Source organism: Brevibacterium otitidis (genome assembly GCF_042429315.1).
Lineage (GTDB): Bacteria > Actinomycetota > Actinomycetes > Actinomycetales > Brevibacteriaceae > Brevibacterium > Brevibacterium otitidis.
Map to the genome: position 1 here is coordinate 34,927 of NZ_JBHMAU010000025.1, position 25,615 is coordinate 60,541.

Here is a 25,615-nt window from a genome sequence, read left to right on the forward strand (position 1 = left end):
TCTCCTCTTTCAGACGAACTCTTGCCAGGTCGCGGCGGCGATGCCAGTGCTTGCGACGACGAAGCGGTGCCACCGCTTCGGCCTGCCAGAGGACTGCCCGGTGCCTGAGTATGGGATGCCGTCAAGCACTTGGATCGTGAAGTCATGCCCGCGATATGTGCGTAGCGTCCACATGGCGACCTGAGTTGCGAGCTTGGCACTCTTTGCGACGCCGCCGAACCGCTCACCGGGTTCGGTCACGGAGTCAAGATCGAACGCGGCTCCGAAAACTCCTTGCGAATCGACTGGCTCAAGATTCTTGACTCTGAGTGCTGCATGACCGGCAACTCTGGCGGCGCTAGATGCTTCGCTTTGCGCCTTGGTGGCGGCAGTGATTGAGCTGTTGATGCGTTCAGCGATTGTCTTGGATAGCGCAGGATAGGCGCTGATCTTGTCAGTGCCCTCGACGTAGGGCACGGTGCCGATTGTTCCACTCATGAGTTTCTCCACTCGGTTGTTGTCGCTTGCCAGGTGCCGGTGTGCCGTGCCCAGGTCGAGGCGGGTGGCGGTTCAGGTTCGGGCGGGAAGTTGCCGGGTGTAGGGAAGACGTCGCCGGTTCCGAGGTCGAGTTCGAGGACGGCGCGGCGGGGGCCTGAGCGTGTCGGGGAAGGGTTGATCGTCAGCACCGCTTTGTCGGCGATTCCGCCGACGAGTGTCGGCAGCCCGGCCAGGGACGGGATACCGGCGACGTGGAATGTTGGCAGCTCGTGGCCGAATGCGAAGATGGCCTTGAGCCATGTGTGCACGGGTTCGCCTGCGTCGAGGGCGGGATCGAGCAGCACCTTGATCTTGTCGAGTGTCCACCGGATGCGCGGGCGCTGGATGAGCTGACCGGCAAGTGAGGTTGCTGATTTGCGTCCGAACAGGCGCACGGCGTGGTTCTCGACGATCGCGCCGTATTTTTTGACAGCGGGGCCGTCCTCGAAGCGCACTTCGTGGACTTTGGTGCCGTTGTCGTTCGGGTCACCGCTGGGCTGGTCGTTGACGTGTGTCACGGTGACGATGTTCGGGGTGGTGCGTTGCTTGTTGGTGAACATCTCGCCAGCGTCCTCGACGTATTTCGCCGGGATTCGGTGCGATGCCGGGGCGTTGGCGCGGGCGAGCATGAACCCGATTCGGCGGCTGGTCGGGGTGACCTGAACCCAGGCGCGGTGTCCGTTGGCCTCGGCGACGAAGCTGATGAGCTCGTGAAGCGTCTGCCCGTCTGAGAGCTGGCTGGCCAGGATGCCGTGATCCATGAGCGGTTTCGATGGCATTGAGAGCGACCAGGACTGGCCGGTGATCCGGGCGATGATCGCTCGGACATTCGAGGCTGCGCCGGAGAATCCGAGGGGCAGCGCTGCGATTTCTCCGTTGCTGTGCATGTGGCGGATCGCTGGCGATCCTACTGAGCAGCTCACGGTCGCGCGGATGCCTCGGCGCTGCGGGTTGCGGCGGGTGGCCGGGGCGCGCGTGACGGTGATTTCGGTGATGGTGCCTCTCAGCGCTTGCACCGTGTGTCCGGGCATCTGCACATCCACGGCAGCGGCGGCGCCTTCGTGGAGCCAGTCTTGAGCGCCGCGTTCGTCGATGAAGCTGAACGTGGCGGTGAGGTCTCGGACTGCGCCGATCGCGGTGCCGTTGTTGACGGTGAGTGTCATCGGGCCGATCGCGTAGGGGCGGGTGCTACTGGCTGCGTATGAGAATGCTTGCCCGCCGAGGGTGATGTTCGGCCAGATCATGCTGGCCTCCATGCGATCCCGCGCCTGCGGAAGAACACGTCGAGGGTGTCGACGAGCTGCCTGCCGGTTTCTTCGGGGTCGAACGCGCCGGTGACGGTGATCGCGCCTGGCTCGAACACAACGGTTGGGCCACTCGTTGCGGCTGCCTGTCCTTGCCGGGTGGCCGGGGTGGTGACGGCAGGCAGCTTGATTGCTGCCGGGGTTGGTGGGGCGATCATGTCGGCCATTGCGCTTTGCACGCGGCCTGTCATCCCGGTGATGCCCTTGATGTAGCCTGCGGCGGTCTGGTTGCCGATCGTGGCGAATACGCGTGAGGGCGAGGCGATGCCGAGTAGGTTCTTCGCACTGGTGATCGCGTCGCCGACGACGCCGGAGACGGCGTCGACGGCGCGTTGGGCCATGTCTTGGATTCCGCCGGTGAGTCCGTCGATGAGGTCGCGGCCGATGCCTGCCATGACGCTGCCGATGTGGGCGAGTCCCGAGGTGATGCGTCCGGGCAGCCCGGTCACGAAGTCGAGTACGCGGGCGATGCCGGTGCGGGTGGCGTCGACGCCGCGCTGCCAGCCGTTGCGCAGAGCGTCGGCGATCGGGGTGAGCAGCAGCCTGGCCTCGGCGATGAACAGGCGCACGAGGCCCACGACGAGGTTCTTGATCAGGTCGACGGCACCGGTGACGATGCCCTTTGCGCCCTCCCAGGCCATAGCCCAGTCTCCGGTGAGGACACCGGCGACGACCTGCACGGCACCGACGACGATCTGCAGGGCGGGCACGAGCAGGCTGGCCAGCACCTCGACGATCGTGATGAAGCGCTGGGCCAGGGCGGCGACGATCGGCACGAGCGCACTGATGACGGATATGACGGTGGGCACGACCGATTCGGCCACCGGCGTGAGCGCGTCGATGAGTTCGGTCACGAGCGGGGCGAGCTGTTCGAGGACCGGGGCCAGCGCGTCGATGAGTTCGGTCACGAGCGGGGCGATCGCGGTGAGCAGCTCGGAGACGACAGGGGCGAGTCCTTGGAGCAGCTGGGAGACGACCGGTAGCAGTTCCGATGCGAGGTCGGTGAGTACCGGGGCGAGCTGTTCGACGAATTGGCCGATGAGAGGGGCCAGGGCAGATGCGAGTTCGCCGATGACCGGGGCGAGGGTGGTGATGATGTCGCCGATTGCAGATAGGGCGGTGCCGAGCACTTCCCCGATGACGGGGGCGAGGGTGGTGAGTGCGTCGAGCAGCGGCGGCAGCGCGGTCGAGGCGAGTTCAGCCAGGGCTGGGCCGAGGGTGCCGGCTAGCTCGGAGACGACGGGCGCGATCTGGTCGAGCAGCCCGGCCAGGGCGTCGCCGAGGCCTCCGAGGATACCGGAGAGCACGGGGCCGAGCTGGGTGGCGAGGTCGGCGACGATGGGGCCGAGCTGGGTGGCGAGGTCTCCGATGACGCCGCCGAGTACGCCTGCGAGGTCGTTCACGGAGTCCCGGAACGTCTCGGAGCCGAGGTACAGCGCGGCTAGGCCACCGATGATGAGGTTCACGGGCGTCAGCAGACCGGCTAGGGCACCGGCGAACCCGGCGAGCATCCCGGACAGTGGGGTGAAGCGCAGCACGAGGCCAGCGATGACCGCAACCAGGCCGCCGATCTGGCCGCCGGTGAGATTGCTGATCGTGTCGCCGAGGCCGCGCAGCCAGTCGACGATACCGGCGACGGCAGCGCCGATCGGTGAGGTGTCGGACAGGCCGAGGGCGGCCACAATGTCGGTTGTGGATGCGCCGTCTTGGAGTAGGGCTGCGGCGTCGACGAGGCGCTGCAGGGCGGGGATCATCTGTTCGGAGATGTAGCCGACGACTGCGGTCGCGGCGGGCAGCAGTAGTTGGCCGTAGGCTGCCGATAGATCTCCGATCTGGGCCTTGAGGATTTGCACGCGGGTGGCGTAGGTGTCGGTCTCGCGGGCGAACGCGCCGTGTGCGTCGCCGGTCTGTTCCATGATGAGCGCCAGCGTCGCCGCCGCTTGCGCCTCTTGGTCGAACGCACCGCCGACCTTTTTGAACCCGAGTTCGGCTGCCTTGGCGTCGATCCCGGCCTGTTTCAGGCTGACACCGTACTTCTCGATCGGGTCACGTTCACCCTTGAGGGCCGAGCTGATCGACTCGACGGCCTCGCGGGTGGTGCCGCCGAACATCGCTGCCAGGTCACCGCCGAGGCCGATGAGTTCGTTCGTTTTGGGGCCTAGCTCGTCCATGGCCACGCCCGCGTTCTTGAGCTGGGAGCCGATGAGCGTGCCGAGTTCTTGGTACTCGTTGCGGGTGATCCCGAGTGATGTGGCGGCCTCGGATGCCCAGCCCTTGACGGCGTCGGCGTGATCTTTGAATACGGCCTCGACTGCGCCGGTGGACTGTTCGAGGTCGCCAGCGTTGTCGATCGCTTTCTTGGTCATGACGCCGATCGCCGCCGCTGCAGCAGCGGCGACGATCTTCATTTTGTCCATGGCCGCGGAGGTGGCCTGGGTCGCCTGGGTTGCGCCCTTGGCGTCGCCGATGATCCGAACGGCGAGGATCGCGGTTTTGCTCATTCCTCGGCTTCCTCCTCTAGCAGCTGTTCGATCGTGGCGATGGTGGCGTCGTCGAGCGTCTCAAGCTCGCGCAGCGGCAGGCCGGTGCGCAGCATGAGCGCGATCAGGAACCGGCGATAGGTGCCGGATGCGTAGGGGGGACGGTCGGCTGTTCCTCGTCCTGGGTGGCGGTGGCTTCGACTGCCGTGGTGATGAACTCGTCCCAGGGCAGCGTGTGGTGACCGGCGCGCTCGGTTGCGGCCCAGGCGAGGAACGCCTGAGCGGTCACCGGGGTGGTCTCGGCGTTCCAGCCGTTGGCGCGGGCGGCGGTTTCGTAGCGGATGCGATCGGGCAGGGTGATGCGTTCGGGTGGGAGGATCGAGCCGTCCTGTAGCTCGACGACGCTGTAGACCTTCTGCATGGTGTGTCCTTTCAGAGTCCTTCGACTCGGTTGATGATGCCGTCGACGGTGCGCATGTAGACCGGGAGCCAGCGGCCCTCGGAGTCGCGCGCGCCGTCCGACAGGAACGGTTGGGCGGTGATGGAGCGGGCGGGCCAGCCCCAGTGGATCGGCGGGGCGTATGGCACGCTGGCGTAACCGGCGCGGATGATGCCTGCCGTCTTGGTGCCAGACGATCGGATCGTCTCGCGCAGCGTGCCCTCGCGCACCGGGGCCAGCGCGGCTGAGGCGTCGGCGGCGATCGCGGCAGCCTTGGCGTGGGCGTCCTTGAGGTCTTTGAAGTCGTCGCCTGCACGCCTGAGCGTGGCGCGTAGGCGACGCGCGCCCTCGACCTTGACGAGGGGCGGGGTGCCAGCCATTATTCTGGCTTGGAGTCGCCGGTGTAGGCTGCCGGGGTCCAGTCGCCGACGCCTTTGAACTCGAACTCGGTGGTGTTGCGCTTCTTGACGTCGCCGCCGATCTTGACGGGGCGGATGACGCATTCACCGGTGATCTTGAGGCCGCCGGACTTGGAGGGCACGTATTCGAACTTCATCTGCTTCCCGGCGTGCTTCTTGCACCAGACGAGCAGCGAGGTCATGCCGGAGTAGTCCTGCAGGAACTCGCCAGTGAGGGTGTAGGACTCGGTGGAGTCACCGGCGACCTCCTCGCCGGAGAGTACGGGGATGTTGTCGTCCTGGTCGAACTCGGGGGCGAGTTCGACCTTGGTGACCTGGCTTGAGAACTCGCCCTCGCTGCCGGTGGTGCCGAACTTGAGGATGCCGGGGCCGAGCTGGTCTGCCTTGACTGCCATGATGGTTGTCCTTTCAGATGAGGTCGTATGACCGGGTTAGGGTGGCTGCCCAGGCGGTGACGCCGGGGCCGTGGTTCGGTTTGAACGTGCCGGGGCGTGCGTCGTCGATGCCGAGGGCCTTGACGAGAGCGGTGAGGGTGTCGGCGGTGTCTTGCCATGCCTCGGCGTGGTCGGCCCGTCCCGAGGCGATCCAGAGCGTCCATGTGGTTTCGGCTGCCGAGGTCGTGGGGAACTCGATCTGTGGCGGGTCGATGAGCACGGCGGTGCCGCCTGCGGTGACCGTGTTCGATGCGACGGTGAAGTCGGTGGTCACGGTCACCGTGTCGTCGAGGGCGTCGGCGGCTTCGGTGGCGAGTTCGGCTGCGGCGTGGGAGTCCATGCGTTAGCCGATCGCCGGTGGCAGGTAGGGACGGAGGATCGGGTTAGCTGCAGCCATGGGGTCGCGGTTGATCCGCACGGTCGAGGCCGGGCCGTCTGCCTGATCGAACGACGTGATGCCGTTGCGGGCGGTGCGCCGGTAGAACAGGTCGGCTGCCACCTCTAGGCGGGCGCGGTCGGCGACCGCTTCCGGGACTGGATAGTCCCGGACGCGGGCGTCGACGAGTGCTGCAGCCTGGTCGACGCACTCGGCGGCGAACGCGTGTTCGCCTGCCGAGGCGTTGACGTGGGTTAGCAGCCGGTCAGCGGTGATCATGGGACGCCCGCTGAGGTCTTCTTGACCGGGACGATGCCCTGCGGGAACGGGTCGATGAACGCGGCGTATCCGTAGATCGAGAACTGTTTGGTGAGGTTGACGATGTTCTCGTCCTGCAGCTGTGCCGGAGCGCCGGGCGATTCCATGGTCTGCAGGGCAGCGGAGTCGAAGAACGTGGCCTTGCCGGTCTCTCCCCACAGCACCTTGACTGGCACGCTGGTCAGGTTGCCCTCTCCCTTGGGCAGGTCGACCTGGCCGATCACGTTCGTGCCCTGGCCGTAGACGCTCATGATCGGGCGGCCGTCGGCAGCCTCGACGGTCATGAGTTCTTTGAACCAGTCCGGGGACATGAGCAGGCCCTGCAGCTCCATTCCCGATTCTTCGTAGGCCTGGCCCGCGTCGACGATCGAGGTCAGCCAGTCGGTGTAGTCGGCCTTGGCGGGCAGGGTGAGCGCGTCCGAGTCGCGGGCGGTCATGACCTCGGTGAGCTTGGCGCGGAACGCCTCCTCGGTGGCCTTGGCGTACTTGATGCCGAGGGCCTTGAGCACGAGGTTGAGGTAGTTGACCGTCGAGCGTTCGATGAGCTGCCGGGACAGCTCAGTCCAGCCGCCGAACGTGTCGATCGCCTCGTTGTCGGCCTTGAGGTTGACCTTGCCGGGGCCGGGCAGGTCTGCGCCCTCCTTGGTCTGCTTGCCCGCCTTGAGGGTGTCTCCCTCGAGGCGCACGAAGTCGACGGTCATGCCCTGGGCTGGCAGGGTGTCGCGGGCGAACGTGTTGATGAGCTTGCGGCGCTCGTCGACGAACTTGATGAAGTTGCCGACGAAGTTGTCCTTGGTCAGGTCGTCGGCGGTCGTCGCGCCGGTGAATGCGCGGTGGAACTCGGCAGCGGACTCGTCACCGGAGGCGAGGGCCTTGAGGAACTCTCCCATGGATCGCCAGTTGCGGCCTGGGTTCGGGGCCGAGCTGCCACCTGCGGCGAGCAGGTTGAGCTGGCGTTCGAGGTCGTCGAGGCCCTCGGTGAGTGGGGTGAGGGCTGCGGTCATGTCGTCGCGGGTGAGTGTCTCGGGCATTGCGGATGTCCTCTCAGACTGTTCGGGTGGTGTGGGGCGGTGGCGGACGGATTGAACGGTGGCACCGGCGTAGGCGGGGAATGGCACCAGTGAGAACTCAAGCGCCCTTACCTTGGTGTGGACGATCACGTCGGTGTCGGCGTCCTCGTCGTGCTCGATGCGCCACTCGATCGGCACGAACCCGATCGACAAGCGAGTGATCACGCCGTCGTCGAGCAGCATCGCGGCTTCGCGGCCTCGCTCGGTGGCCGACAGGCTGGCCTCGATCTCGAAGCCAGTCTCGGTGTCGCGGCCTGCGGTGATCTTGCCGATGGGTTCGTCGTGCCGCCACAGGACGAGGGAGGGCACGCCGTCCATGTCGAGTTCGACGCAGCCTGGTTCGAAGCGTTCACGCAGTCCCCACAGCTCGATTTCTTCGCCGTAGGGCACGCCGATGCCGGTGAAGCCGCGCCCGTCAGCCTTGGCGCGGATGTGGACGTCCATGTCGCGGCGTGCGCCGATCTGGTCGCGGGTGAGGGTGTCAGGCATTGCTGATGTCCTTTGCGGTCGGCAGGTCGGCGGGGTCGAGGGTGGGCAGGTTCTCGATCGCGCGCACCTCGTCGACGGTCATGAACCCTGCGGTGAGGGCGAGCTGGTGGGCTTCGTATCGGGTTTTGGTGTCCGAGCGCAGCAGTGTTTCGATGTTGAAGCGCACGGTCTGACCGCGGGGGGTGAACTCGGTCAGGGCGTCCTCGATGCGGCGGAGATAGGCCATGAGGGTGAAGCGGACGAACGCCAGCCAGTCCTGTTCGACGTTGCTGTAGGTCTGGGAGTTGCCGTCGAGGGTGACGAGCATGAGCGACGAGGGCACGCCGAACAGTCTGGCGACCTCGGTCACGGAGAACGCCTGGGCGTCGATCCAGAGCGCGTCCTTGGGGGTGAGCAGGATCGGCTTGTAGTCGAAGCCCTTGCCGAGGGTTTTGATGCCGGTCGGGTTGGCGGTCTGGTCGAGGGGCTGGCCGTCGTCGTCGAGGCCGTTCCACCGGTTGCGGATCGCGGCTGCCTCGTCACCGGTGATCGCCTGATCTGACGTGAGGATGCCAGACGGCTGGCCGGTGTCGACGAACCACCGGCTGAGGTGCTCGCGCATGTCGAGGGTCGAACGCAGCGTGGACTGCGCGGCCTGGATCGGGCCGAGGCCGGTCAGGGTGCCAGGCAGCCCCGGCAGCAGCTTGAGGTGTTGGATACGGGTGCGGTCGTAGGTCTTGCCCTCGTAGTGGTAGGTGACGCGCTTGTGATCGTCGACGGTGACGTGTACGTGGTGCGGGTTGAGCGGTTCGAGGTTGATCGTCTCGCCTGCGTGGGTGTGGCGCATGAGGTAGGCGTTACCGGTCAGGGCGAGGCTGATCACGACAGATTCGATGAACTCGGCACGGCTCATGTCGACGTTGGGGCGGCGCACGAGCGAGGTCGTCTCGGCGATGACGGAGCCGCGCCGTTCCACGTCGAGGGACAGCTGGCCTGCGCTGGTGGCCAGGATTTGTACGGCCCGGTAGACGGCGGGCACGCTCGTGGCTTCGGCTGATGTGACGGTGGAGCCTGCAGCCCTGCGCGGCGGTGGCAGCACGCCGGGCGGTGTGGCGACCGATTCGGCAGCGCGGGTGAGTGCGCCGCCTGCGATCCGGTCGATGATCCACTGTGTGAAGCTCATGCAGCCATGACAGACCAGCAGCGGGCGGAGTGTGAAGCCGGGCAGCCTGGTCGGTGTCATGAGGTGCTGTTGGATGTCACCACATTTGCAGTTTGGGTCGGGTGTCGAGGTGCTTGACGGCCCACAGTGCTGCCGAGGATGCGATGACGGCGGGGATCGGGCCGGGTGATTTATCGCGGTTGATCGTCTCGACGCCGTTCGTGGTGCGGGAGCGGGCCAGGGCGAACGCGTGGGCGAGGGCGTCGGTGCCGTCGTGGATGAGGTCGCGGGTGATCCGCCCGGCGTGGATCAAGTCCATGTCGGCGACGGAGCGGTCGTACATGCTCAGGGTTGTCAGCTCGATTCGGGCGCGGCGTTCGAGCGCGTCGATCGCCGATTTCGTGGGGCCGCCGTTGTCGGCGACGATCACGGCGGGCCGGAGCACCTCGGCGAGGCGCTCGACCTCGCCAGGCAGCCACCATGAACCGGGTGCCTGTTTGACCACGCGGATGTTCGAGTTCTCGTCCTCGTCGATCCAGGCAGCCACGATCGCGGAGTAGGCGTCGCCGATAGCGATGTCGAACCCGAGGGCGACCGGCTGGCCGCCGGGTGGCTTCTGGTCGGTTCTCAGGGTGTCGAAGTCCGGGATCAGTGGTGTGTCCTCGTGCTTCGGGCGGCGGTTCATGAACGCCCGTTCCCACTCGGCGGGCGCGTTAGCCATGCGGTCGGCCTGTCTGCGCAGCGCGTCGATTGTGATCGTGTGGCCCAGCGCGGGGTGGAACCACCAGTTTGTTTCGTCCCAGGGGTCGAGGCCGTCAGGCAGCGACCACTCGAAGTACGCCATGCTGGGGTCTGCACCGGCGCGTCCGGTCTCGATCATCTGGTTCATGAACGTCGACGATTCGGTGCCGACTGTGCTGATCCACCATGTTTGACACCACCTGCCGAGGCTGATCTGGCCGGGTTCGATCGCGCCCTTGAGCGTGTTGCCCTCGGCTTCGTCGAGTGACCAGAACTCATCGACGGTCACGGTGAACGGGGTCTCGCCATGCAGGGCGGTGTCGGTGGGGGCGAACACGTTGACGGCGCTGCCGTTCTCGGGGAGGATCAGGCCCTCGCTGCCCGCGCTGCGGCGCACCTTGCCGATCGGGGCTAGCGGGGAGTTGACCCAGAGCTTGGTGAAGTCGGCGAAGCGGCGGCGGGCGTCCTTGCCGGTCTGAGCGGTGAAGAACAGCTCGCGGCCAGGGTGGATGAGCGCGCGGGTGGCCTGCACCGGGCCGACGAGAGTGGTCTTGCCGGACTGCCGTGGCACGGTGACGACGATCGTCTGGTACCGGTATCCGTGCTCGTCGTACTCGCCTGCGACGTTGACGATGTGCCGCTGATGAGGCATGAGCGGTTTGCCGAGGGCCTTGGCGATAGCGGCGATCTTGCCGCCCTCGGTGCGCCATGCCGGATCCCTGGGCGTCGCGTAGGTCGGGACTCCTGGCCGGATGCCAGGCGGCGGCGCGTCAGGCATCACCGTCGATCCCACTCATGGTCTCAAGCAGCTTGTCGAACTCAGACGAGGCACCGGCAGCCTCGGGCGCGGGCAGCATCTCGAACACTTTGGCGACTGCCTGAGTCATCTGAGCGACGCCGTAGGCCTTGGTGCGCTCCATGTGGTCGTAGTCGCGGGCGGTGCCGATCGCCAGGGCGGCGAGGTGTTCGTTCTCGTCGGTGATCCAGCCACCGGCACGCAGCTTGTCGATCGTTTTGGTCGTCGACGCCTCCAACGGGCCGACTTCCTTGGGTTTCGCGCGAAAGTCATCCAAACCTGGGAGCATTTCGGCCATTTTGGGGCCTCCTTTCCGGGGTCGATTCGGGGGTGTGGGCCGGGCGGTTTTGTCCCGCCCTCCTGGGGGTGTTTTTGCTCGCGTTCGGGGGAGAGAAGTCCATGGGGCCGCGGGGTGGCCGGGCGGTCACTGACAGAAAAACGACTCGCCGCCGACGACGATGAACCGCTCGTCAAGCTCCCGATCGCCGAGCGCATAGTTACACCGCTTATGCGCCGGTCGGAGGTTGGTGAGCTCGTCTGTTCCGCCTTTCGATCGCGATATCACATGCTGCAGCGACTCGTCACCTGGTTCGATCGCGGTCGCGCAGATGCAGCACGTCCAGCCATGAGCAGCGATCGACGCGTCGAGCAGCTGCCTGCGCTTGCGTGAGCTCAGCGATGTGTAGTCACTCATTGGTCTTCCTCGTCTGTCCCTGCAGCCACCGGGCCACCTGCCTCGGGTGGTAGCGGACACTGCGGCCGATCTTCACGAACGGCGGGCCAACTCGGTCGCACCGCCAGCGCGCCAGCCTGTCCTCGGGCACGGCCAGGTACTCGGCTACCTGGGCGGGAGTCCAAAGGGGCACCGGCTTCGTCGGGGGCGGGGCACTCATGACCGGCCACCCTCAACAGCGGGGCCACCCTCGATCGAAGCGGAGCGGGTCTGCGCCATCCAGATGAGTTCGGTGCCATCCGTCGAGGGTGACGCCGTGGCAGTGAGCGAGTGCCCATCCTGGTGGAGGATGGACAGGTGGACTCGCTCGACAGGGGTGAGCCGGTGGGCGGCGAGGTTCTCGGTGAGTTGCTTGGTGATGTGGTGTAGAGCGTCGGCGAGCCGCTGCTCGGGTGTCATGGTGGTTACCTCTCGTTCGATTGTTGGGTGTGCTTGTGGCTGGGTGTCCCCGTGCGGAGCGCTACGCGCACGGTTTCCCGCGCGGTGCCCTCTCCCCACAGCGATTCGCCCTCGGTGCCACGATCTGCCGAGACAGCCACGACTCATAGCCCCGCCTCCAAGTGGAGACGCGGCTAGCCGTAGACCGTCACAGGCGGCTGATCAGGCTTCGCTGTGCGGTATCCCCTCCCGAGCAGGGCACCCGCCCGCTACGGCGGGGGTTCATCGGGCCGCTGAGTTGGTGACCCGGTCGCGCGTATTGGCTCCACCGGGGCCGCATTGGTGCCACGCTGCGGCGCGCGTGTACTGCCAGGGGTCAGGCCATGGCCTCACCTGCCTCGACAGCAGCGGCGTTGGAAGTCTGAGAGGGTCGGCGCTGGCGGCGAGCACCCTCGGGCTTCGCCGCCTCACACGTACTGCACATGCAGCCTGCACGCCATGCAGCCTGCACGCCATGCGGCGGCGGTGCCGTGCCGGAGCACGCCAGCAGCCAGTGCGCGGTCGAGCGGTGTCATGCCGCCGACGACACCGAAGCGGTGATAGACCGAGGTGCTGCCCTCCACGTCGAGGGCAGCCGAGCGGCAAGCGTCAATGAGTGGGCAGGCATGGCAGACGGTCAGTGCAGCAGCCTCGTTGCACGGGTCGAAGAACATCGCGTCTGCGGTGTCGAGGGGCACCGCGCGGCAGGCAGCCCGGTTGAGGTCAGTCATCGGCGTCGACCTCGTAGTGCCGGGCGAAGTAGCCCGCTGCGAGCACGTCGCGGGCCTTGCCCTCGTCGTCGACGACGAACGCCTCGCCGACCTCGGCGCGGCGAGCTGTCGGGACACCTGGGAGGCAGTAGCGCAGCGTCATGCCGGATTCGAGGGTGAACCAGCCTGCAGCATCGCAGGCGCGGATCACGTCGATCATGGACTGATGGGAGCCGTCGAACACGATGACGCGCACAGGCTCGCCAGTGGTGCGCACCCGGGCGGTGACGATACCCGCGCTCATGAGCGCCACCACAGGCCAAGGGCGGCGAGGACGACGGTGCCAAGCAGCAGGACGCTGAGCACGACGGTCAGCGGCGCGGAGCTGCGCCAGCACGTCACCGCTGAACCCGAGGTCACACTCGGGAGCTGCATCGAGGATGTCGCGCAGGCGGCGGAACTCGCTATCCCGGGAGTGAGCAGACTGGTCTGCGAACGCTTGGGTGATCCGCTCAGAAGCGGTGGGATCACTGGTCATTGGGACTCCTCACGCGGGGCGGAAGTGGTGCGGTGCGGCAGGATCGACGGCCTGCCGCACCGCGCACGAACACCGGAAGCTGGGTGTCCGTGCTTGCCGCTACCCTCGGAACCGCTGACACGAGTCGCATTCGTGCCAGCGCAGTCAGGCGCTCCTGCACGCACAGCGCCACGAAAGGAAGCAGCAAGAATGAAAGCCAAGCGAATCGCGAAAAACACATACGAGGTGCTCAACAACACCGGTGTCGACGCGACAGACGTGCGGATCATCGCCGATCCGCACCTGACACCAGATGAGACGGTGATCGAACGAGTCGGGGCGCTCAAAGACGGGGACTCACAGATCGTGACCGTCATTCCGACCCTCGCGACGGCGACGGACGCCTACCTGATTCGGTGGCAGAGCTACTACGGTCGCGGCGAGCACCGCTTCCAGTCCTGACCTGCCGAGCCGTCCACTCGCGGTAACCATGATCGGGCACGTGCTCGGTCACGGTTACAGCGCGCGGCTCGATCACAACACGGGTGACATAGCGCGGATCAATCCCCAACACGCGTAACGCCTCAATCACGTCCCCGAACTCGTAAGCAAACCCCTCCGGAGGCGCAACACGCTCACACATCACGCCGACACCTCCCGAGCAGCTGCGCGCTTCGCTTCGGCGCGACTGGCGGCAAGTTGCTCGACTTCAGAGCGATCGAATACCCAAGTGCGAGGCCCAAGCCGCTCGACCGTGAGTTCACCGATCTCGACTAGATAGCGAACACCGGCTGGGGTGAGGCCAAGCAGCTCGGCCGCGCCAGAAGTGTTCATAAACCGCGTACTTTGCATGGTGCAAGAGTTACACGCTTGTCATTCGATGTCAACTGTGCACACGCATCGTTTAGCGCGACAGCGTTGCTCTCACACTTTGCACATGGGAAGATTGAGGCATGACTCAAAGTATTGATATGGGAATTGTTCCCGAGCTGACAATTGGACAGCGGCTACGGGTTGCGCGTGAGCTGACGGGGTTAGAGCAGCGCGAGTTTGCAAGCGAGATCGGCATCTCGCGCACCTCCGTGAGCGCGCTCGAAGGCGGCAGGTCGAAGCCGAGGCAACTAACTCTCCGCGCTTGGTCGTCGCGCACTGGGGTGTCTCTGCACTGGCTGGAAACGGGCGAAGCCCCGTCGCCTGGGGGTGGCGACGGGGCTTTGGCTCCTGTGAGCCTCCTGCCGGAATCGAACCGGCGACCTTCTTATTACGAGTAAGACGCTCTGCCGACTGAGCTAAGGAGGCAACCTGGTCAAGGATAGCCGGTGGCGAAGCGGAGCGTCAAAAGCGCGTTGCCCGGCCTCATGCAGCCGGCGCGATACAGTGAACCATGCAGCACACCGCTGCTGGTCAGCGCCGCTGCCGCTGACTGGCCCCTGCGAGAGACGAAAGGATCTGGAGAGAACGTGGCCGTGGATATGGATCGCTTCCTGCGCGAGTTCGAAGAGCTCATCGAATGCGAGTCCCCGTCCTCGGATCCGGATGCGGTTGCCCGCAGCGCCCGGCTCGTCTCGAAGATCGGCGCCTCCCACCTCGGGACCGGTGCCCGACTCATCCGCATCGACACGGCCACCCACGCACTCTGGCGATTCGGCACGGGACCGCGCGAGGTCGTCCTCATCGGCCACCATGACACGGTGTGGCCGCTGGGCACGATCCGCCGGCTGCCGTTCTCCCATATCGACGGGATCATCCGCGGGCCCGGCACCGATGACATGAAGGGCGGGGACCTCATCATCTTCCACGCCCTCGGCCAGCTGCTGGAGCGCCGCGGGAATCTCGACGGCGTCTCGGTGCTCATCACCGGTGATGAGGAGCTCGGATCGATCACCTCGCGCTCGCTCATCGAGGAGGAGGCCCGAGGTGCGAAGGCCGCTCTCGTCTTCGAGTCCGGTGGCACTGACGGGGCTGTGAAGATCGCGCGCAAGGGCGTGGCGATCTATGAACTCGAGGTGCGCGGGCGGGCGGCGCATGCCGGTGTCGAACCGGAGAAGGGCATCAACGCCACCGCCGAGGTGGCCACCCAGGTGCTCGACATCCTCACCATCGGCGACCGGAAGGCTGGGACCTCGGTGGTGCCGACGGTCATGCACTCAGGCACGACGACGAACACGGTGCCGGCGGCGGCGAAGGTCGGCATCGACTCGCGGGCGGCCAATGCCGAGGAGCAGCGTCGGGTCGATGCCGCGCTGCGGATGCTCACGCCGAAGCATCCGGGCGCGAAGCTGCTGCTGCGCGGGGGCATCAACCGGCCGCCGTTCGAGACGAAGCATTCGATGAACCTCTATGCCCGTGCCCAGCGCATCGCCGGCAGGCTCGGGCATCCGCCGCTGCGTTCGATCGGTGTGGGCGGCGGTTCGGATGGGAACTTCACCGCCGGGATCGGTGTACCGACCCTCGATGGTCTCGGCACGATCGGCGGCGGGTCGCACGCCGACAGCGAGCATGCGGTGGCGGCGTGGATTCCCCGGCGCGTCGAACTCGTCCGCGATCTCGTCGAAGATCTGCTCGACAGCTGAGGTTGCTTACGACGTGTTTGATGCGCCACCCAGCCAAGCGTTGAAGGCGCTGAACACAACGTCCGTCCGAGACATGATGTCCAGTTCGCCAAATCAGCTCGCCAAGCTTCTTCACTGCTGAGTGTACGCAGAGCAGCCAAGGCCGTTGCAGTTTCGGTGACTCACCGCCACGGCGATTGGGAGGCCTAAGGTGAATGACGCCTCGCGGTAGCCGTCCAGCACCTCGAGACGATTCCCCCGATCGGTCGACAGAGGTCAGAGAAGGACTCCCGCGCTTTCCTCGTGTGGGGGCGGGCGATCAACCGTCAATCCGATCCCAACGTGCATCGGTAGGTCACTGAAGTCGAGTCACAATCCTCGAATTGCATCACGCAACCGTAAAGTCACTCAGACGCGCCACTAAGCGAGGGCCGAAAGCATCAGCGTCCGGAACGCCCCTGCGTTCGCAGCCGTCGGTAGGAAACCTCGGCGAGAACGGTGATGAGTAACAGAATCGCCAGTAGCGGGTACGTCAGGACCGCCACATATGCGTAGCTGCGCCAGGAATCCTCTGCGATCAGGGCTCCAGCCGTAAGAACTGCCGAAAAGATGAAAGTCGCAATCGTGATCGCAAGCAGGACACGATGACTCATCGTACGTTGGATTTCCATCAGTTGTTCTTACCCTTCCCTTTATACCGGGACCCCCCAAAGATGCGCACCCCGGTATAATACGATGTCGATGCGTCCAAACAGCTCTCCCTCAACCGATGCTGAGTCTTGTTATTGTACTTCTTCACGCATAGCGCGCGCATATCTCGTTTAAAGCGAGCGTCGCACGTACGTCGATCCGTGCGCGATGCCGCACTATAACACCGATCATGGGTCTTGCAGGCTGAATTAAATATCCGATTATGCCTTTTCGCAAGAGGGCTGAGCCACTTCGGCGTAGAACAATACGAGGATATAGTTTGATCCCATGCTGAGTCAAATTCGGCCTGCAACTCACTAAGCCGCGTATCGGGTCTATAACCCGACTCGAGTAAGTCTTCACGGAATTCAGGGGACGAAATATCGGAGACAGTCGCATTCGAGGATGAACGGTCAACAACTGGCACAGCAGATGCAACACTCACCCCAATGCCTGGAGCTATGCCCGCGACAAGAACCGCCAACGTGACGAATAATCCAACGATGCCAGTCTTCATCAAAAGCTCTCCTTGATCCCCCAGGGCAACCCTGCTATCAGGGGTTCGCAACTGCATGTCCATTCGGAATACTATCGCATATTTCAGCGCTTACGGTCAGACAGGAGACGCAACTCACAAAGTCCCTAGATCGATCCGACGCAGCCTAGACTCGATCGATCTAGTCGGAGAGTGCGGCGAATGACGCCGACAATCCTTAGAAGACTCGATCAGCATGTTAGTCGTCGAGCAGCCAGGGGTTCACGAGCCCGATGAAAGCGGCTTCGACGATGAGCAGCGGAGCCATGTTCGTCGCCAGCCGCTGGCGTGCCTGGGTGAGGATGTCGATGCGGCGCAGCGTGCTCGTCGCGGTGTTGCCGTCGGCGAGTGCGCGGATGCGGTTGTCCTCACCCTTGTTGATCCAGCCGTCAGTGAGCCCGAGCTGGCACAGCAGCACGTCGCGGTACAGCGAGAGCAGCTCTAGGAACATCGAGTCGATCTCGTCGTTGCGGGCGCGGACGTTCTTGCGTTTCTGCTCCTCTTCGAGCCGGCGCACCTGGGCGCGAACGGCCGGCGGGACCGCCTTGCCCGGTTCGACGCCGAGGGTGGTGAGCAGCTCCTCGCGTTCGGCGGCATTGCGCTCTTCGGTGCGCTCCTTGGCGCGCTCGGCAGCGCTGTCGACGACCCGCCCGGCCAGCCGGACGGTGGTGCCCAGCGAGGTGAGCCTTGAGGGGATGTCGAGGGTGCGCTGCCGTTCGGCTGCTGCGGCCTCGTTGAGGGCGAAGCGCTTGGCGCGGCCGATGTGGTTCTGCGCGGCCGCCGCAGCCCACGTCGCCTTGTCCGGGTCGACGCCGTCGCGGGTGATGAGCAGTTCGGCGATCGCCTCGGTCGGTGGGATCCGCAGATTGACATTGCGGCACCGCGAGCGGATGGTCGTGAGCACGTCCTGGGCGCTCGGGGCGCAGAGGATCCACACGGTGGCCGGCGGCGGTTCCTCGATCGCTTTGAGCAGCACATTCGAGGTGCGTTCGGCCATGCGGTCGGCGTCTTCGATGATCATGACGCGCCACGGCGCATTCACCGGCGCGGAGTGCGCCTGGGAGACGAGATCACGGACCTCGTCGATGGAGATGAGTGACTTCTGCGTCGACATCACCGTCATCGACTCGTGCGTGCCGGCCAGCGCGCGATGGGATTCGGCGTCGAGCTCATCCCCGTGCGAGGGGCTGAACAGTGCGGCGGCGAAGGCGCGGGCGGCATTCGATCGGCCGGATCCGGGTGGGCCGGTGATGAGCCAGGCATGCGTCATCGAAGCGGTGCCCTGGGTCTGGCCTGCTGCGATCTGCCCGGCAGCGTGCGCCGCCCGGCGCAGCTGATCGATCGCCGCTTCCTGGCCGACGAGCTCACTCCACACGCCGGTCACTGCGGGTCTCCTCGGCGCATGCCGCGCATGCGGGTTTCGCGCAGGCGTTCGCGGGCTTGGCGTTCGATCTCCGCCTGAGCATGGAGCTTCTGGCGGGAGGAGTTGTGCAGCTGTTGGCGCGGCATCACTGTCGTCTCGGCGTCACCGGGATCCGGTTCGGCTCCCCCCTGGGGTGTCAGCACGGTCGTGGCCAAGTCATCGTCATCTTCGCCGGTTGCGTGGCTGCCGGTTCCGCTGCTGGCTGAGGGCAGGACCGTGGTGGCGTCCTCGTCGGGAGCTAACGACTCAGCTTCCGGCTCGGCGGCGGCCGCGGGCCGGTTGGCTGCCTGCTGCTCGCCGCCAGCCGGGCGCTGACTGACCGCTGGGGGCTGACTGACCGCCGGGGACTGACTGACTGTCGGCGGCTGGGGGCGGATGCCCTGGGCTGCCAGCGTCCGGTCGACGGCTGCGGCGATGTCGGCGGCCACAGCATCGGGGTCGCGGTCGGCGTCGATGACGACGTAGCGCTGCGGTTCTGCCGCGGCCATGTCGAGGAAGGCCTGCCGGACCCGCGAATGGAACTCGAGGCCGGCCTGGTCGAGGTGGTTGGCCGCGCCGCGGGATTCGGTGCGTGCGTTCGCTGCCGCCGGATCCATGTCGAGGATGATCGTCAGGTGCGGGATGAGACCGGTGGTCGCCCAGCGGGAGATCGCCCCGACCTCGTCGACCGACAGCTGCCGGCCGGCGGCCTGATAGGCCAGCGAGGAGTCGATGTAGCGATCGGTCATGACGAAACCACCTGCGGCGAGCAGCGGGTCGATGCGATCGGCGACATGGTGGGCGCGATCAGCGGCGAAGAGCAGTGCTTCGGCCCGTTCTGCCACTCCGCGATCGGCCAGCAGCACCTCGCGGATCCGCTGGCCGGCCTCAGTGCCGCCGGGTTCTCGGGTGGTGTGCACATCGGTGAATCCGCGGGCGGCCAGATGCTGGCCGAGCTTGCGGATCTGGGTCGTCTTGCCGACCCCATCCCCGCCTTCGAAGGCGATGAACAGACCGTTCTCGGCTAGCCTGCGGGCAGAATCGACACCGCGCGGCTGGGAGGCGACCACCGCCTCGGGAGCGGGAACCGGCGCCTCAGGCGTGGTGGTGCGGGCCGCCGGGGCGCGGAAAGCGTGGACGAGGTCGACGCCGAGGCCGCGCACGCCCAGCGGTGAGAAGGTCACGATCGCGATGATGCCGGCGATGATGGTGAGCAGGCCGGGGACGGTGTAGGCGACTTCGGTGGTGGAGATCTCCCAGACGGCGAAGTCGGTCACCGGGACGTCGAGGGCGGTGCCGAGCCACGTGAGCAGCAAGGCGACGAACGCGCCGATGCCGAAGCCGATGCGGCGGGAGAACGCGTACGGCTGGGCGCGTACGCCGACGCCGACGACGAAGGCGGCCGCGCCGGAGAGGATCGCGGTGCCCGAGAGTTCTTTGAGCGCGCCGATGAGCACGAGGAGGACGCCGACGATGAGGACGGCGAAGGCGGTCAGGCGCGGGCGCGTCATGCCCGGGGCGAAGGTCGGGCCGGCTTCGAAGCCGGCGGCCCAGCCGACGAGGGCGGCGCACAGGATCGCGTACGTGCCGGCCTGCCCGAAGGCGAGGTCGGCGACGACGATCTGGGGCAGGGCGACGATGACGCCGAGGGCGCCGAAGAGCACGTAGCAGGCCCACGGGCGGGTGATCTGGGCTTCGCCGCGGCCGCGATGCTGGGCGGGGAAAGCGCCGGTGGTCGGGTCGACGGCATCAGCGGCGACAGGCAGTGCGAAGGAGGCGATCGCCGAGGCGAGCATGATGACCGCAGCGGCCAGCAGCAGCCAGCGCTGGGCGGGCACGCCGGCGGCCACACCGGAGGCGATCTGGGCGATGTAGGTGACGAACAGGCCGAGGCCGGCGGCCACGCCGACTGAGCGCCACGGTTTGCGGTGCACGCCCGGTGCCTGGCGGACGAGGAGTGCGACCATGACGGCCAGCAGCAGGCCGGTGAGCCAGGCGAGCCAGACGGAGGGGGAGAAGAACAGCAGCAGTCCTGAGACGCCGGCGGCGGCAGCCGAGGAGGACAGCACGATCCCGCCGATGGTCGACAGCCGCGAGCCGAGCAGCGAGGTCGGCAGGAACAGGCCGGCGGCTGCGACGACGAGGAGGACGGTCAGGGCGATGGCGCCGTGGCGGATGCTGAACTCGCCGACGTCCCAGACCGGCTGGACGCTGTAGAGGTCAGCCGGCAGGCCGGTGTCGAAGAACCCCATGATGCCGGCGAGGCCGAAGGAGATCGCGCCGGTGGTCAGCAGCAGCATCCACGCGCCGACTTCGAGCCCGAGCGGGACGAGCGAGGCGAGCGGATGCCGGTGGGGCGCCGCTGAAGCGGCCGCGGACGGGCCGCTCGGCGGGTTCGGAGTTGTCATCACATCTCCACGATACTCATCGGCCCGGACATCGACGATGTCAGCCTACGAGGCCCACCTGTCGGCTTGCTGGACGTCCTGGTGCACACCGCGCGCAAACACGGAATCCTGCAGCGGACACGGCACGGTACGGCCGCGGTTATCCTGTCTAGGTGACCGACACCGACTCCCGTGACGCAGCCAGCCGGCTGCACCGCCTCGGACGCGGGGCCGATGACCCAGTCGATGCGCTCTCCCTGGCCCGAGTGCTGCTCGATGAGGTGCGCGCCGGCGACCGGCCCGGAGTGCTGCGGATCTACCGGCCGGAGCCGACGGTCGCCTTCGGCGCCCGCGACCGGTTCCTGCCCGGATTTCCCGAGGCGGTCGCTGCGGCGCGAGCACACGGCTTCACCCCGGTGCTGCGCTCGCTCGGCGGGCGGGTGGCGCCGTATCACCGCGGCAGCCTCGTCATCGATCACATCGAGCCGGCCTCGACGCTGCTCTCAGGCACGCAGGGCCGGTTCACGGATTTCGGGCAGATGTATGCCGAGGTGCTGCGCTCGATCGGCATCGATGCGCGGCTCGGTGAGATTCCCGGTGAATACTGCCCGGGTGAGCACAGCGTCAATGTCGCCGGAAAGATCAAGGCGATCGGCACCGCGCAGCGGGTGACGGCAGACGGCTGGCTGTTCTCCTCCTCGATCGTCGTGACCGACCCGGAGCCGATCCGCGCGGTGCTCACCGATGTCGAGGACGCACTCGGGGTCGAATGGGATCCGGCGACCGGCGGGTCGATCAGCGAAGTCCATCCCGAAGTCACGGTCGAGGCGGTCGCTGCGGCCGTCGAGTCCGCCTACGGCGCCGCGTACGCGGTGGTGGACGCCTCGTTCGGCGAGGCGACGCTGGCGGCGTGTGCGGGGTATCGGGACAAGCACGAGCTGTGAGCGCCTGAGCTGCCTGTTGCGCACACAGCCCAGCTCCCCTTCCGCGCTTCTCGTCCGCGGCGATGTCTGAGCCTCCATTTACGATCGGAGACACATTGCGACTGAAGGAGGCAGCAGATGTTGGAGTTACCGGAGCGGCGGGCGGTGGCGGCAGGCCTCGCGCCCGACCCGACGCACATGGCTTTCTGGCTCACGGTCGACAGACAGTACCGCCTGACCTATGCGGCCGCGCGCATCGCGCACGGCCAGGTCGTCGAGGTGCGCTGCGGGCGGTCGCCGCTCGATACGGAGTATGACTTCGCCGATCAGATCGCCGACATCATCGGGTACGAGATGAGGCGACTGCACCGGAAGCGGCAGGGTCCCGACGACCGTCTGGTCACGATCCGCGCGGCACCTGCTGTGATCGACAAGCTGCGCGGCATCCGCCCGAACCGGATCCCGGAGGACGCGATCGAGTTCCGCGCGCCCACGAATCCCGCCGTCGACGACCGCGCTTCCGTCCTGCAGCGACGGGTTGCCGGAATGGCATTCACCGACCGGCTCCACGCAACCGTCTCCCGGTTCTCTGCGGACGGGCGGGAGCCGACGGTGCTGTTCACCGACGCCGCCAGAATCAAACACGAGAACATCGGCTGCGCAGCTGTGGTGTCGGCCGACGGCGGAGTGTGGGAGGTGGAATTCGGGCCCGCTGATGCTCCAGTCAACATCACCGCTTTGGAGCTGCGCGCTGTATGCCTGGCGGCTGAGGCCGCCCCGCAGGACCGGCCCACCATCATATGCACCGATTCCCAATCAGTCCTCGCCATCGTCCGGTCGGCGTGCGAAGACGCGGCTGCGGGCGCAGAGGCACAGCAACGGCACCATGACCAGACCTGCGCATCGCAGCTGCCGGAGATCCACCGGGCCTTCAGCCGACGGAACATCACGCTGCTGAAAGTGCCTGCGCACGCCCGGGTGTACGGCAATGAGCTCGCCGACAACGTCGCCGTCGCCGCCTGTCAGGCCTTCTCCTCAGGGAGGCCGCGCACCCTGCTCGCACGACTCGGCACCCGCTCGATGCGCCGCTCAGCTGCGGCAGCGGCGTCACCGATGTTCCCGGTCTGATGCCGAGAGCCCCGCCAGCCGGTGGGGCTGACGGGGGCTCTGCGGATGACGGCGGCTCAGTGATCGCCCAGGTCAGGGCGTCTTCGGCGTGCGCGAGGTCGATTTCTTCGCCGCAGTCGTGCGCGAGGTCGACTTCTTCGCTGCCGTCGTGCGTGAGGTCGTCGACTTCGAGCGCGTCGTCGTCTTCTTCGCCGGGGACTTGCGGGTGGTCGTGCGCTTCTTCGCCGGCCCCTTCGCCCGCTTCTCCGCGAGCAGCTGGAAGGCCCGCTCGGCAGTGATCGAGTCGACCGCATCGTCCTTGCGCAGGGTCGCATTCGTCGTGCCGTCGGTGACATAGGGGCCGAAGCGGCCGTCCTTGAGCACCACCGGCTTCTTCGACTCCGGATCCTCGCCGAACTCCTTGAGCGGAGCAGCCGCCGCCCGCCGGCCGCGCTGCTTGGGCTGGGCGTAGATCGCCAGCGCCTCCTCCAGCGTGATCGAGAAGATCTGCTCCTCAGACTCCAGCGACCGCGAATCGCTGCCCTTCTTCAGGTACGGTCCGTACCGGCCGTTCTGCGCGGTGATGACCTCGCCCTCAGCGTCCTTGCCGACCTCGCGCGGCAGGCTCAGCAGCTGCAGCGCCGTCGCCAGGTCCACGGTGGCCGGGTCCATCGTCTTGAACAGCGAGGCCGTGCGCGGCTTGGGCTTCTTGGCCCCGCGCTTGGGCTTCTCCTCCGGCTCCGGCAGCACCTCGGTGACATAGGGGCCGAACCGGCCGGACTTCGCAACGATCGTGTGCCCGGTCTCCGGGTCGGTACCGAGCTCCCGGTCGCCCTGACCCTGTTCGGCGATGAGCTGGCGGGCCTTCTCAGCAGTCAGCTCATCGGGGGCCAGATCATCGGGCACCGAGACGCGGACCTGCGCCGGCTCGCCGCTGGCCGCAGCAGCGCCCGACCCGGCACCTGCGGCCGGTTTCGCACCAGCGGCGGCTGCCGCCTCGGGCGTGACCTCCAGATAGGGACCGTAGCGTCCCACCCGCAGCACGATGCCCTCGGCGATGTCGACGGAGTTGATCGCCCGGGCGTCGATATCGCCGAGGTCGTCGACAGTCGGCTTGAGCCCCTCATGCGCACCCTCAGCCCCGGTGCCGAAGTAGAAGTCGCTCAGCCACTGGCTGCGCTCCTTCGCACCTCCGGCGATCGCATCGAGATCGGCTTCGAGCTCCGCGGTGAACTGGTAGTCGATGAGCCCGCCGAAGTGCTCTTCGAGCAGCCGGATGACGGAGAACGCCAGCCAGCTGGGCACGAGCGCGCTGCCGCGTTCGGTGACATAGCCGCGGTCCTGGATCGTCGAGATGATCGCCGCATACGTCGAGGGGCGGCCGATGCCGAGCTCTTCGAGCCGCTTGACGAGGCTCGCCTCGGTGTAGCGCGGCGGCGGGGCGGTCGTGTGGCCATCGGCCTCGGCGCGGGCGACGGAGAGCGCCTGGCCTTCGGTCACCTCGGGCAGGCGGCCGCTCTCCTTGGCGGCGTAGCGCTCGGCATCGCGGCCCTCCTCATAAGCGGCGAGGAAGCCGCGGAAGGTGATGACCGTTCCCGAGGCGGTGAAGCCTGCCGTCTTCGACTCGCCGAGGTCCGCCGTGATCCGCATGGTCGCCGTCTTGCCCTTGGCATCAGCCATCTGGCTGGCGACGGTGCGCTTCCAGATGAGGTCGTAGAGGCGGAACTCATCGCCGGAGAGTTTCCCGGCGACCTGGGCCGGGGTGCGGAAGGAGTCGCCCGCCGGGCGGATCGCCTCGTGGGCCTCCTGCGCGGACTTCTGCTTCTTGGCGTAGACCCGGGTGGATTCGGGCACGTACTCGGGGCCGTAGAGTTCGGCGATCTGGTTGCGCGCAGCGGTGACAGCCTGGGTCGACAGGGCCGCAGAGTCGGTGCGCATATAGGTGATGTAGCCGTTCTCGTACAGCGACTGGGCGGTGCGCATCGCCTGCCGGGCGGTCATCCGCAGCTTGCGGCCGGCCTCCTGCTGCAGGGTCGAGGTGGTGAACGGGGCGGCCGGGCGGCGCGAATAGGGCTTGGTCTCCAGGGCGGAGACGCTCAGGCTGTCCTTCGCCGAGGTGGTGAGCTGGCCGGCGAGTTCGGTGGCCATCTCCTCGGTCAGGACCACCACCTCGGCTGCGGCCTTCTTCTTCAGCTGGCCGGCGTCGTCGAAGTCGCGGCCACCGGCGACCCGCTGCCCGTGGTACGTGGCCAGGCGGGCGGCGAACTCAGCGCCGGAGCCGGGTACGGCGAGGTCGATGTCCAGGTCCCAGTAGTGGGCGGGCACGAAGGCCATGCGCTCGCGTTCGCGTTCGACGACGAGCCGGGTGGCCACCGACTGCACACGGCCGGCGGACAGGCCGGCCCGGACTTTGCGCCACAGCACCGGGGAGACCTCGTAGCCGTAGAGGCGGTCGAGGATCCGGCGGGTCTCCTGCGCGTCGACGAGTGAGTAGTCGAGTTCGCGGGTGTTCTCCAGGGCGCGGGCGATCGCCTCGGGGGTGATCTCGTGGAAGACCATCCGCTTGACCGGGATGGTGGGCTTGAGGACTTCGAGCAGGTGCCAGGCGATCGCCTCGCCCTCCCGGTCCTCATCTGTTGCCAGGTAGAGTTCGTCGGCGTCCTTGAGGAGGCGCTTGAGCTCGGTGACCTTCTTCTTCTTGTCCGGGGCGACCCGGTAGTAGGGCTCGAAGTCGCTGTCGACGTCGACGGCGAACTTGCCGAAGGGTCCCTTCTTCATGTCCGCCGGCAGCTCGGAGGGCTGGGGCAGGTCGCGGATGTGACCGACGGACGCCTCGACGTCGTACCCGTCTCCCAGATAGCCCACGATCGTGCGGGCCTTGGTCGGAGACTCGACGATGACGAGTCGGCGCGGGTGCGCAGCCGTGTGTGCCACGAGGTTCCCTTTCGACGGAAGACGATGGACGCGGTCCGGAAGGCGGCACCGCAGCGGCCGGACGGTGACGGCAGGCCGCACGGTGGCTTACACCTTACAGAACTTAGCACCCAGGGTGACACAGCCGGTCGAACCTGCGCGCAGATCGTCCGCACACCTGCGCGCAGATCGTCCGTGCCCGAGGC

Annotated in this window: 26 protein-coding genes and 1 tRNA gene; 5 read left to right on the forward strand and 22 right to left on the reverse strand. The window is 66.8% G+C overall.

Annotated features, from left to right (window positions below; all coding sequences use genetic code 11):
• Positions 1-9: 9 nt before the first annotated feature.
• The 17 genes from ACFFN1_RS02960 to ACFFN1_RS03040 form a co-directional block, all read right to left on the reverse strand.
• On the reverse strand, positions 10-477 hold the full coding sequence (locus ACFFN1_RS02960) for a hypothetical protein (protein ID WP_376838453.1): 468 nt from the start codon (positions 475-477) through the stop codon (positions 10-12).
• Positions 474-1,760, reverse strand: a complete 1,287-nt coding sequence (locus tag ACFFN1_RS02965) for a hypothetical protein (protein ID WP_376838455.1) — start codon at positions 1,758-1,760, stop codon at positions 474-476. Before ACFFN1_RS02965 ends, ACFFN1_RS02960 begins: the two co-directional genes overlap by 4 nt.
• On the reverse strand, positions 1,757-4,321 hold the full coding sequence (locus tag ACFFN1_RS02970; protein ID WP_376838457.1) for a phage tail protein: 2,565 nt from the start codon (positions 4,319-4,321) through the stop codon (positions 1,757-1,759). Before ACFFN1_RS02970 ends, ACFFN1_RS02965 begins: the two co-directional genes overlap by 4 nt.
• A gap of 103 nt (positions 4,322-4,424) precedes the next feature.
• Positions 4,425-4,721, reverse strand: coding sequence for a hypothetical protein (locus ACFFN1_RS02975; protein WP_376838459.1), 297 nt, complete (start codon positions 4,719-4,721; stop codon positions 4,425-4,427).
• A gap of 11 nt (positions 4,722-4,732) precedes the next feature.
• A complete protein-coding gene (locus ACFFN1_RS02980; RefSeq protein ID WP_376838460.1) occupies positions 4,733-5,119 on the reverse strand; it encodes a hypothetical protein in 387 nt (128 codons plus the stop codon).
• A complete protein-coding gene (locus tag ACFFN1_RS02985; RefSeq protein ID WP_376838462.1) occupies positions 5,119-5,553 on the reverse strand; it encodes a hypothetical protein in 435 nt (144 codons plus the stop codon). Before ACFFN1_RS02985 ends, ACFFN1_RS02980 begins: the two co-directional genes overlap by 1 nt.
• 13 nt (positions 5,554-5,566) lie before the next feature.
• Positions 5,567-5,932, reverse strand: coding sequence for a hypothetical protein (locus ACFFN1_RS02990; protein WP_376838464.1), 366 nt, complete (start codon positions 5,930-5,932; stop codon positions 5,567-5,569).
• Positions 5,933-5,935: 3 nt separating this feature from the next.
• On the reverse strand, positions 5,936-6,247 hold the full coding sequence (locus ACFFN1_RS02995; RefSeq protein ID WP_376838466.1) for a hypothetical protein: 312 nt from the start codon (positions 6,245-6,247) through the stop codon (positions 5,936-5,938).
• Complete coding sequence (locus ACFFN1_RS03000) at positions 6,244-7,845, reverse strand: phage major capsid protein (protein ID WP_376838468.1); 1,602 nt, start codon at positions 7,843-7,845, stop codon at positions 6,244-6,246. Before ACFFN1_RS03000 ends, ACFFN1_RS02995 begins: the two co-directional genes overlap by 4 nt.
• Complete coding sequence (locus ACFFN1_RS03005) at positions 7,838-9,007, reverse strand: phage portal protein (RefSeq protein WP_376838470.1); 1,170 nt, start codon at positions 9,005-9,007, stop codon at positions 7,838-7,840. Before ACFFN1_RS03005 ends, ACFFN1_RS03000 begins: the two co-directional genes overlap by 8 nt.
• A gap of 76 nt (positions 9,008-9,083) precedes the next feature.
• A complete protein-coding gene (locus ACFFN1_RS03010; RefSeq protein WP_376838471.1) occupies positions 9,084-10,505 on the reverse strand; it encodes a terminase large subunit domain-containing protein in 1,422 nt (473 codons plus the stop codon).
• Positions 10,498-10,821 (reverse strand): hypothetical protein, encoded by a 324-nt coding sequence (locus ACFFN1_RS03015; RefSeq protein WP_376838473.1) that lies wholly within the window; start codon positions 10,819-10,821, stop codon positions 10,498-10,500. The genes ACFFN1_RS03010 and ACFFN1_RS03015 overlap by 8 nt, the downstream gene beginning before the upstream one ends.
• A gap of 126 nt (positions 10,822-10,947) precedes the next feature.
• Positions 10,948-11,217, reverse strand: a complete 270-nt coding sequence (locus tag ACFFN1_RS03020) for an HNH endonuclease (RefSeq protein ID WP_376838475.1) — start codon at positions 11,215-11,217, stop codon at positions 10,948-10,950.
• Complete coding sequence (locus ACFFN1_RS03025; protein WP_376838476.1) at positions 11,210-11,416, reverse strand: helix-turn-helix domain-containing protein; 207 nt, start codon at positions 11,414-11,416, stop codon at positions 11,210-11,212. Before ACFFN1_RS03025 ends, ACFFN1_RS03020 begins: the two co-directional genes overlap by 8 nt.
• Positions 11,413-11,655, reverse strand: a complete 243-nt coding sequence (locus ACFFN1_RS03030) for a hypothetical protein (protein ID WP_376838477.1) — start codon at positions 11,653-11,655, stop codon at positions 11,413-11,415. Before ACFFN1_RS03030 ends, ACFFN1_RS03025 begins: the two co-directional genes overlap by 4 nt.
• A 446-nt stretch (positions 11,656-12,101) precedes the next feature.
• Entirely contained in the window at positions 12,102-12,404 is a 303-nt protein-coding gene (locus ACFFN1_RS03035) for a WhiB family transcriptional regulator (RefSeq protein ID WP_376838479.1), read from the reverse strand.
• Positions 12,397-12,921: a hypothetical protein gene (locus tag ACFFN1_RS03040; protein WP_376838481.1), complete on the reverse strand. Its 525-nt coding sequence runs from the start codon at positions 12,919-12,921 to the stop codon at positions 12,397-12,399. The genes ACFFN1_RS03035 and ACFFN1_RS03040 overlap by 8 nt, the downstream gene beginning before the upstream one ends.
• A gap of 189 nt (positions 12,922-13,110) precedes the next feature.
• Between ACFFN1_RS03040 and ACFFN1_RS03045 the strand changes: the two genes are divergently transcribed.
• Positions 13,111-13,362 (forward strand): hypothetical protein, encoded by a 252-nt coding sequence (locus ACFFN1_RS03045; protein WP_376838482.1) that lies wholly within the window; start codon positions 13,111-13,113, stop codon positions 13,360-13,362.
• Between the two features lie 180 nt (positions 13,363-13,542).
• On the opposite strand, the gene ACFFN1_RS16880 is transcribed toward ACFFN1_RS03045, so the two are convergent.
• Positions 13,543-13,752, reverse strand: coding sequence for a helix-turn-helix transcriptional regulator (locus ACFFN1_RS16880; protein ID WP_465251189.1), 210 nt, complete (start codon positions 13,750-13,752; stop codon positions 13,543-13,545).
• 119 nt (positions 13,753-13,871) lie between these two features.
• Here ACFFN1_RS16880 and ACFFN1_RS03050 point away from each other — a divergent pair, with 119 nt between their 5' ends.
• A complete protein-coding gene (locus ACFFN1_RS03050) occupies positions 13,872-14,171 on the forward strand; it encodes a helix-turn-helix domain-containing protein (protein ID WP_376838602.1) in 300 nt (99 codons plus the stop codon).
• Here ACFFN1_RS03050 and ACFFN1_RS03055 read toward each other — a convergent pair.
• Positions 14,127-14,199, reverse strand: a tRNA-Thr gene (locus tag ACFFN1_RS03055). The two genes, ACFFN1_RS03050 and ACFFN1_RS03055, sit on opposite strands and share 45 nt — an antisense overlap.
• 173 nt (positions 14,200-14,372) lie before the next feature.
• On the opposite strand from ACFFN1_RS03055, the gene ACFFN1_RS03060 reads away from it, so the two are divergent.
• Entirely contained in the window at positions 14,373-15,473 is a 1,101-nt protein-coding gene (locus ACFFN1_RS03060) for a M20 family metallopeptidase (RefSeq protein WP_376838604.1), read from the forward strand.
• A 1,403-nt stretch (positions 15,474-16,876) separates the two neighbouring features.
• Here ACFFN1_RS03060 and ACFFN1_RS03065 read toward each other — a convergent pair.
• Positions 16,877-18,061: a DNA polymerase III subunit delta' gene (locus ACFFN1_RS03065; protein WP_376838484.1), complete on the reverse strand. Its 1,185-nt coding sequence runs from the start codon at positions 18,059-18,061 to the stop codon at positions 16,877-16,879.
• Complete coding sequence (gene tmk, locus ACFFN1_RS03070) at positions 18,058-20,487, reverse strand: dTMP kinase (protein WP_376838486.1); 2,430 nt, start codon at positions 20,485-20,487, stop codon at positions 18,058-18,060. Before tmk ends, ACFFN1_RS03065 begins: the two co-directional genes overlap by 4 nt.
• A 152-nt stretch (positions 20,488-20,639) precedes the next feature.
• On the opposite strand from tmk, the gene ACFFN1_RS03075 reads away from it, so the two are divergent.
• The gene (locus ACFFN1_RS03075; RefSeq protein WP_376838488.1) at positions 20,640-21,410 is read left to right on the forward strand and encodes a lipoate--protein ligase family protein; all 771 of its coding nucleotides are present in this window, start codon (positions 20,640-20,642) and stop codon (positions 21,408-21,410) included.
• 117 nt (positions 21,411-21,527) lie between these two features.
• On the forward strand, positions 21,528-22,517 hold the full coding sequence (locus ACFFN1_RS03080; protein ID WP_376838490.1) for an RNase H family protein: 990 nt from the start codon (positions 21,528-21,530) through the stop codon (positions 22,515-22,517).
• 72 nt (positions 22,518-22,589) lie between these two features.
• Here the strand turns inward: ACFFN1_RS03080 and topA are convergent, their stop codons facing one another.
• Complete coding sequence (gene topA / locus ACFFN1_RS03085) at positions 22,590-25,430, reverse strand: type I DNA topoisomerase (protein WP_376838492.1); 2,841 nt, start codon at positions 25,428-25,430, stop codon at positions 22,590-22,592.
• Positions 25,431-25,615: the final 185 nt, after the last annotated feature.

Excerpts from the sequence above, each read along its gene's own strand:
- tmk (WP_376838486.1), bottom strand. The coding sequence starts at position 20,487 with ATGACAACTCCGAACCCGCCGAGCGGCCCGTCCGCGGCCGCTTCAGCG.
- ACFFN1_RS02965 (WP_376838455.1), bottom strand. The coding sequence starts at position 1,760 with ATGATCTGGCCGAACATCACCCTCGGCGGGCAAGCATTCTCATACGCA.
- ACFFN1_RS03045 (WP_376838482.1), top strand. The coding sequence starts at position 13,111 with ATGAAAGCCAAGCGAATCGCGAAAAACACATACGAGGTGCTCAACAAC.
- ACFFN1_RS03040 (WP_376838481.1), bottom strand. The coding sequence starts at position 12,921 with ATGACCAGTGATCCCACCGCTTCTGAGCGGATCACCCAAGCGTTCGCA.
- ACFFN1_RS02990 (WP_376838464.1), bottom strand. The coding sequence starts at position 5,932 with ATGGACTCCCACGCCGCAGCCGAACTCGCCACCGAAGCCGCCGACGCC.
- ACFFN1_RS03035 (WP_376838479.1), bottom strand. The coding sequence starts at position 12,404 with ATGACTGACCTCAACCGGGCTGCCTGCCGCGCGGTGCCCCTCGACACC.
- ACFFN1_RS03000 (WP_376838468.1), bottom strand. The coding sequence starts at position 7,845 with ATGCCTGACACCCTCACCCGCGACCAGATCGGCGCACGCCGCGACATG.
- ACFFN1_RS02985 (WP_376838462.1), bottom strand. The coding sequence starts at position 5,553 with ATGGCAGTCAAGGCAGACCAGCTCGGCCCCGGCATCCTCAAGTTCGGC.
- ACFFN1_RS03030 (WP_376838477.1), bottom strand. The coding sequence starts at position 11,655 with ATGACACCCGAGCAGCGGCTCGCCGACGCTCTACACCACATCACCAAG.
- ACFFN1_RS03050 (WP_376838602.1), top strand. The coding sequence starts at position 13,872 with ATGGGAATTGTTCCCGAGCTGACAATTGGACAGCGGCTACGGGTTGCG.
- ACFFN1_RS03080 (WP_376838490.1), top strand. The coding sequence starts at position 21,528 with ATGTTGGAGTTACCGGAGCGGCGGGCGGTGGCGGCAGGCCTCGCGCCC.
- ACFFN1_RS03015 (WP_376838473.1), bottom strand. The coding sequence starts at position 10,821 with ATGGCCGAAATGCTCCCAGGTTTGGATGACTTTCGCGCGAAACCCAAG.
- ACFFN1_RS02970 (WP_376838457.1), bottom strand. The coding sequence starts at position 4,321 with ATGAGCAAAACCGCGATCCTCGCCGTTCGGATCATCGGCGACGCCAAG.
- ACFFN1_RS02960 (WP_376838453.1), bottom strand. The coding sequence starts at position 477 with ATGAGTGGAACAATCGGCACCGTGCCCTACGTCGAGGGCACTGACAAG.
- ACFFN1_RS02975 (WP_376838459.1), bottom strand. The coding sequence starts at position 4,721 with ATGCAGAAGGTCTACAGCGTCGTCGAGCTACAGGACGGCTCGATCCTC.
- ACFFN1_RS03020 (WP_376838475.1), bottom strand. The coding sequence starts at position 11,217 with ATGAGTGACTACACATCGCTGAGCTCACGCAAGCGCAGGCAGCTGCTC.
- ACFFN1_RS16880 (WP_465251189.1), bottom strand. The coding sequence starts at position 13,752 with ATGCAAAGTACGCGGTTTATGAACACTTCTGGCGCGGCCGAGCTGCTT.
- ACFFN1_RS02980 (WP_376838460.1), bottom strand. The coding sequence starts at position 5,119 with ATGGCTGGCACCCCGCCCCTCGTCAAGGTCGAGGGCGCGCGTCGCCTA.
- ACFFN1_RS03060 (WP_376838604.1), top strand. The coding sequence starts at position 14,373 with ATGGATCGCTTCCTGCGCGAGTTCGAAGAGCTCATCGAATGCGAGTCC.
- ACFFN1_RS03010 (WP_376838471.1), bottom strand. The coding sequence starts at position 10,505 with ATGCCTGACGCGCCGCCGCCTGGCATCCGGCCAGGAGTCCCGACCTAC.
- ACFFN1_RS02995 (WP_376838466.1), bottom strand. The coding sequence starts at position 6,247 with ATGATCACCGCTGACCGGCTGCTAACCCACGTCAACGCCTCGGCAGGC.
- ACFFN1_RS03025 (WP_376838476.1), bottom strand. The coding sequence starts at position 11,416 with ATGAGTGCCCCGCCCCCGACGAAGCCGGTGCCCCTTTGGACTCCCGCC.
- ACFFN1_RS03005 (WP_376838470.1), bottom strand. The coding sequence starts at position 9,007 with ATGAGCTTCACACAGTGGATCATCGACCGGATCGCAGGCGGCGCACTC.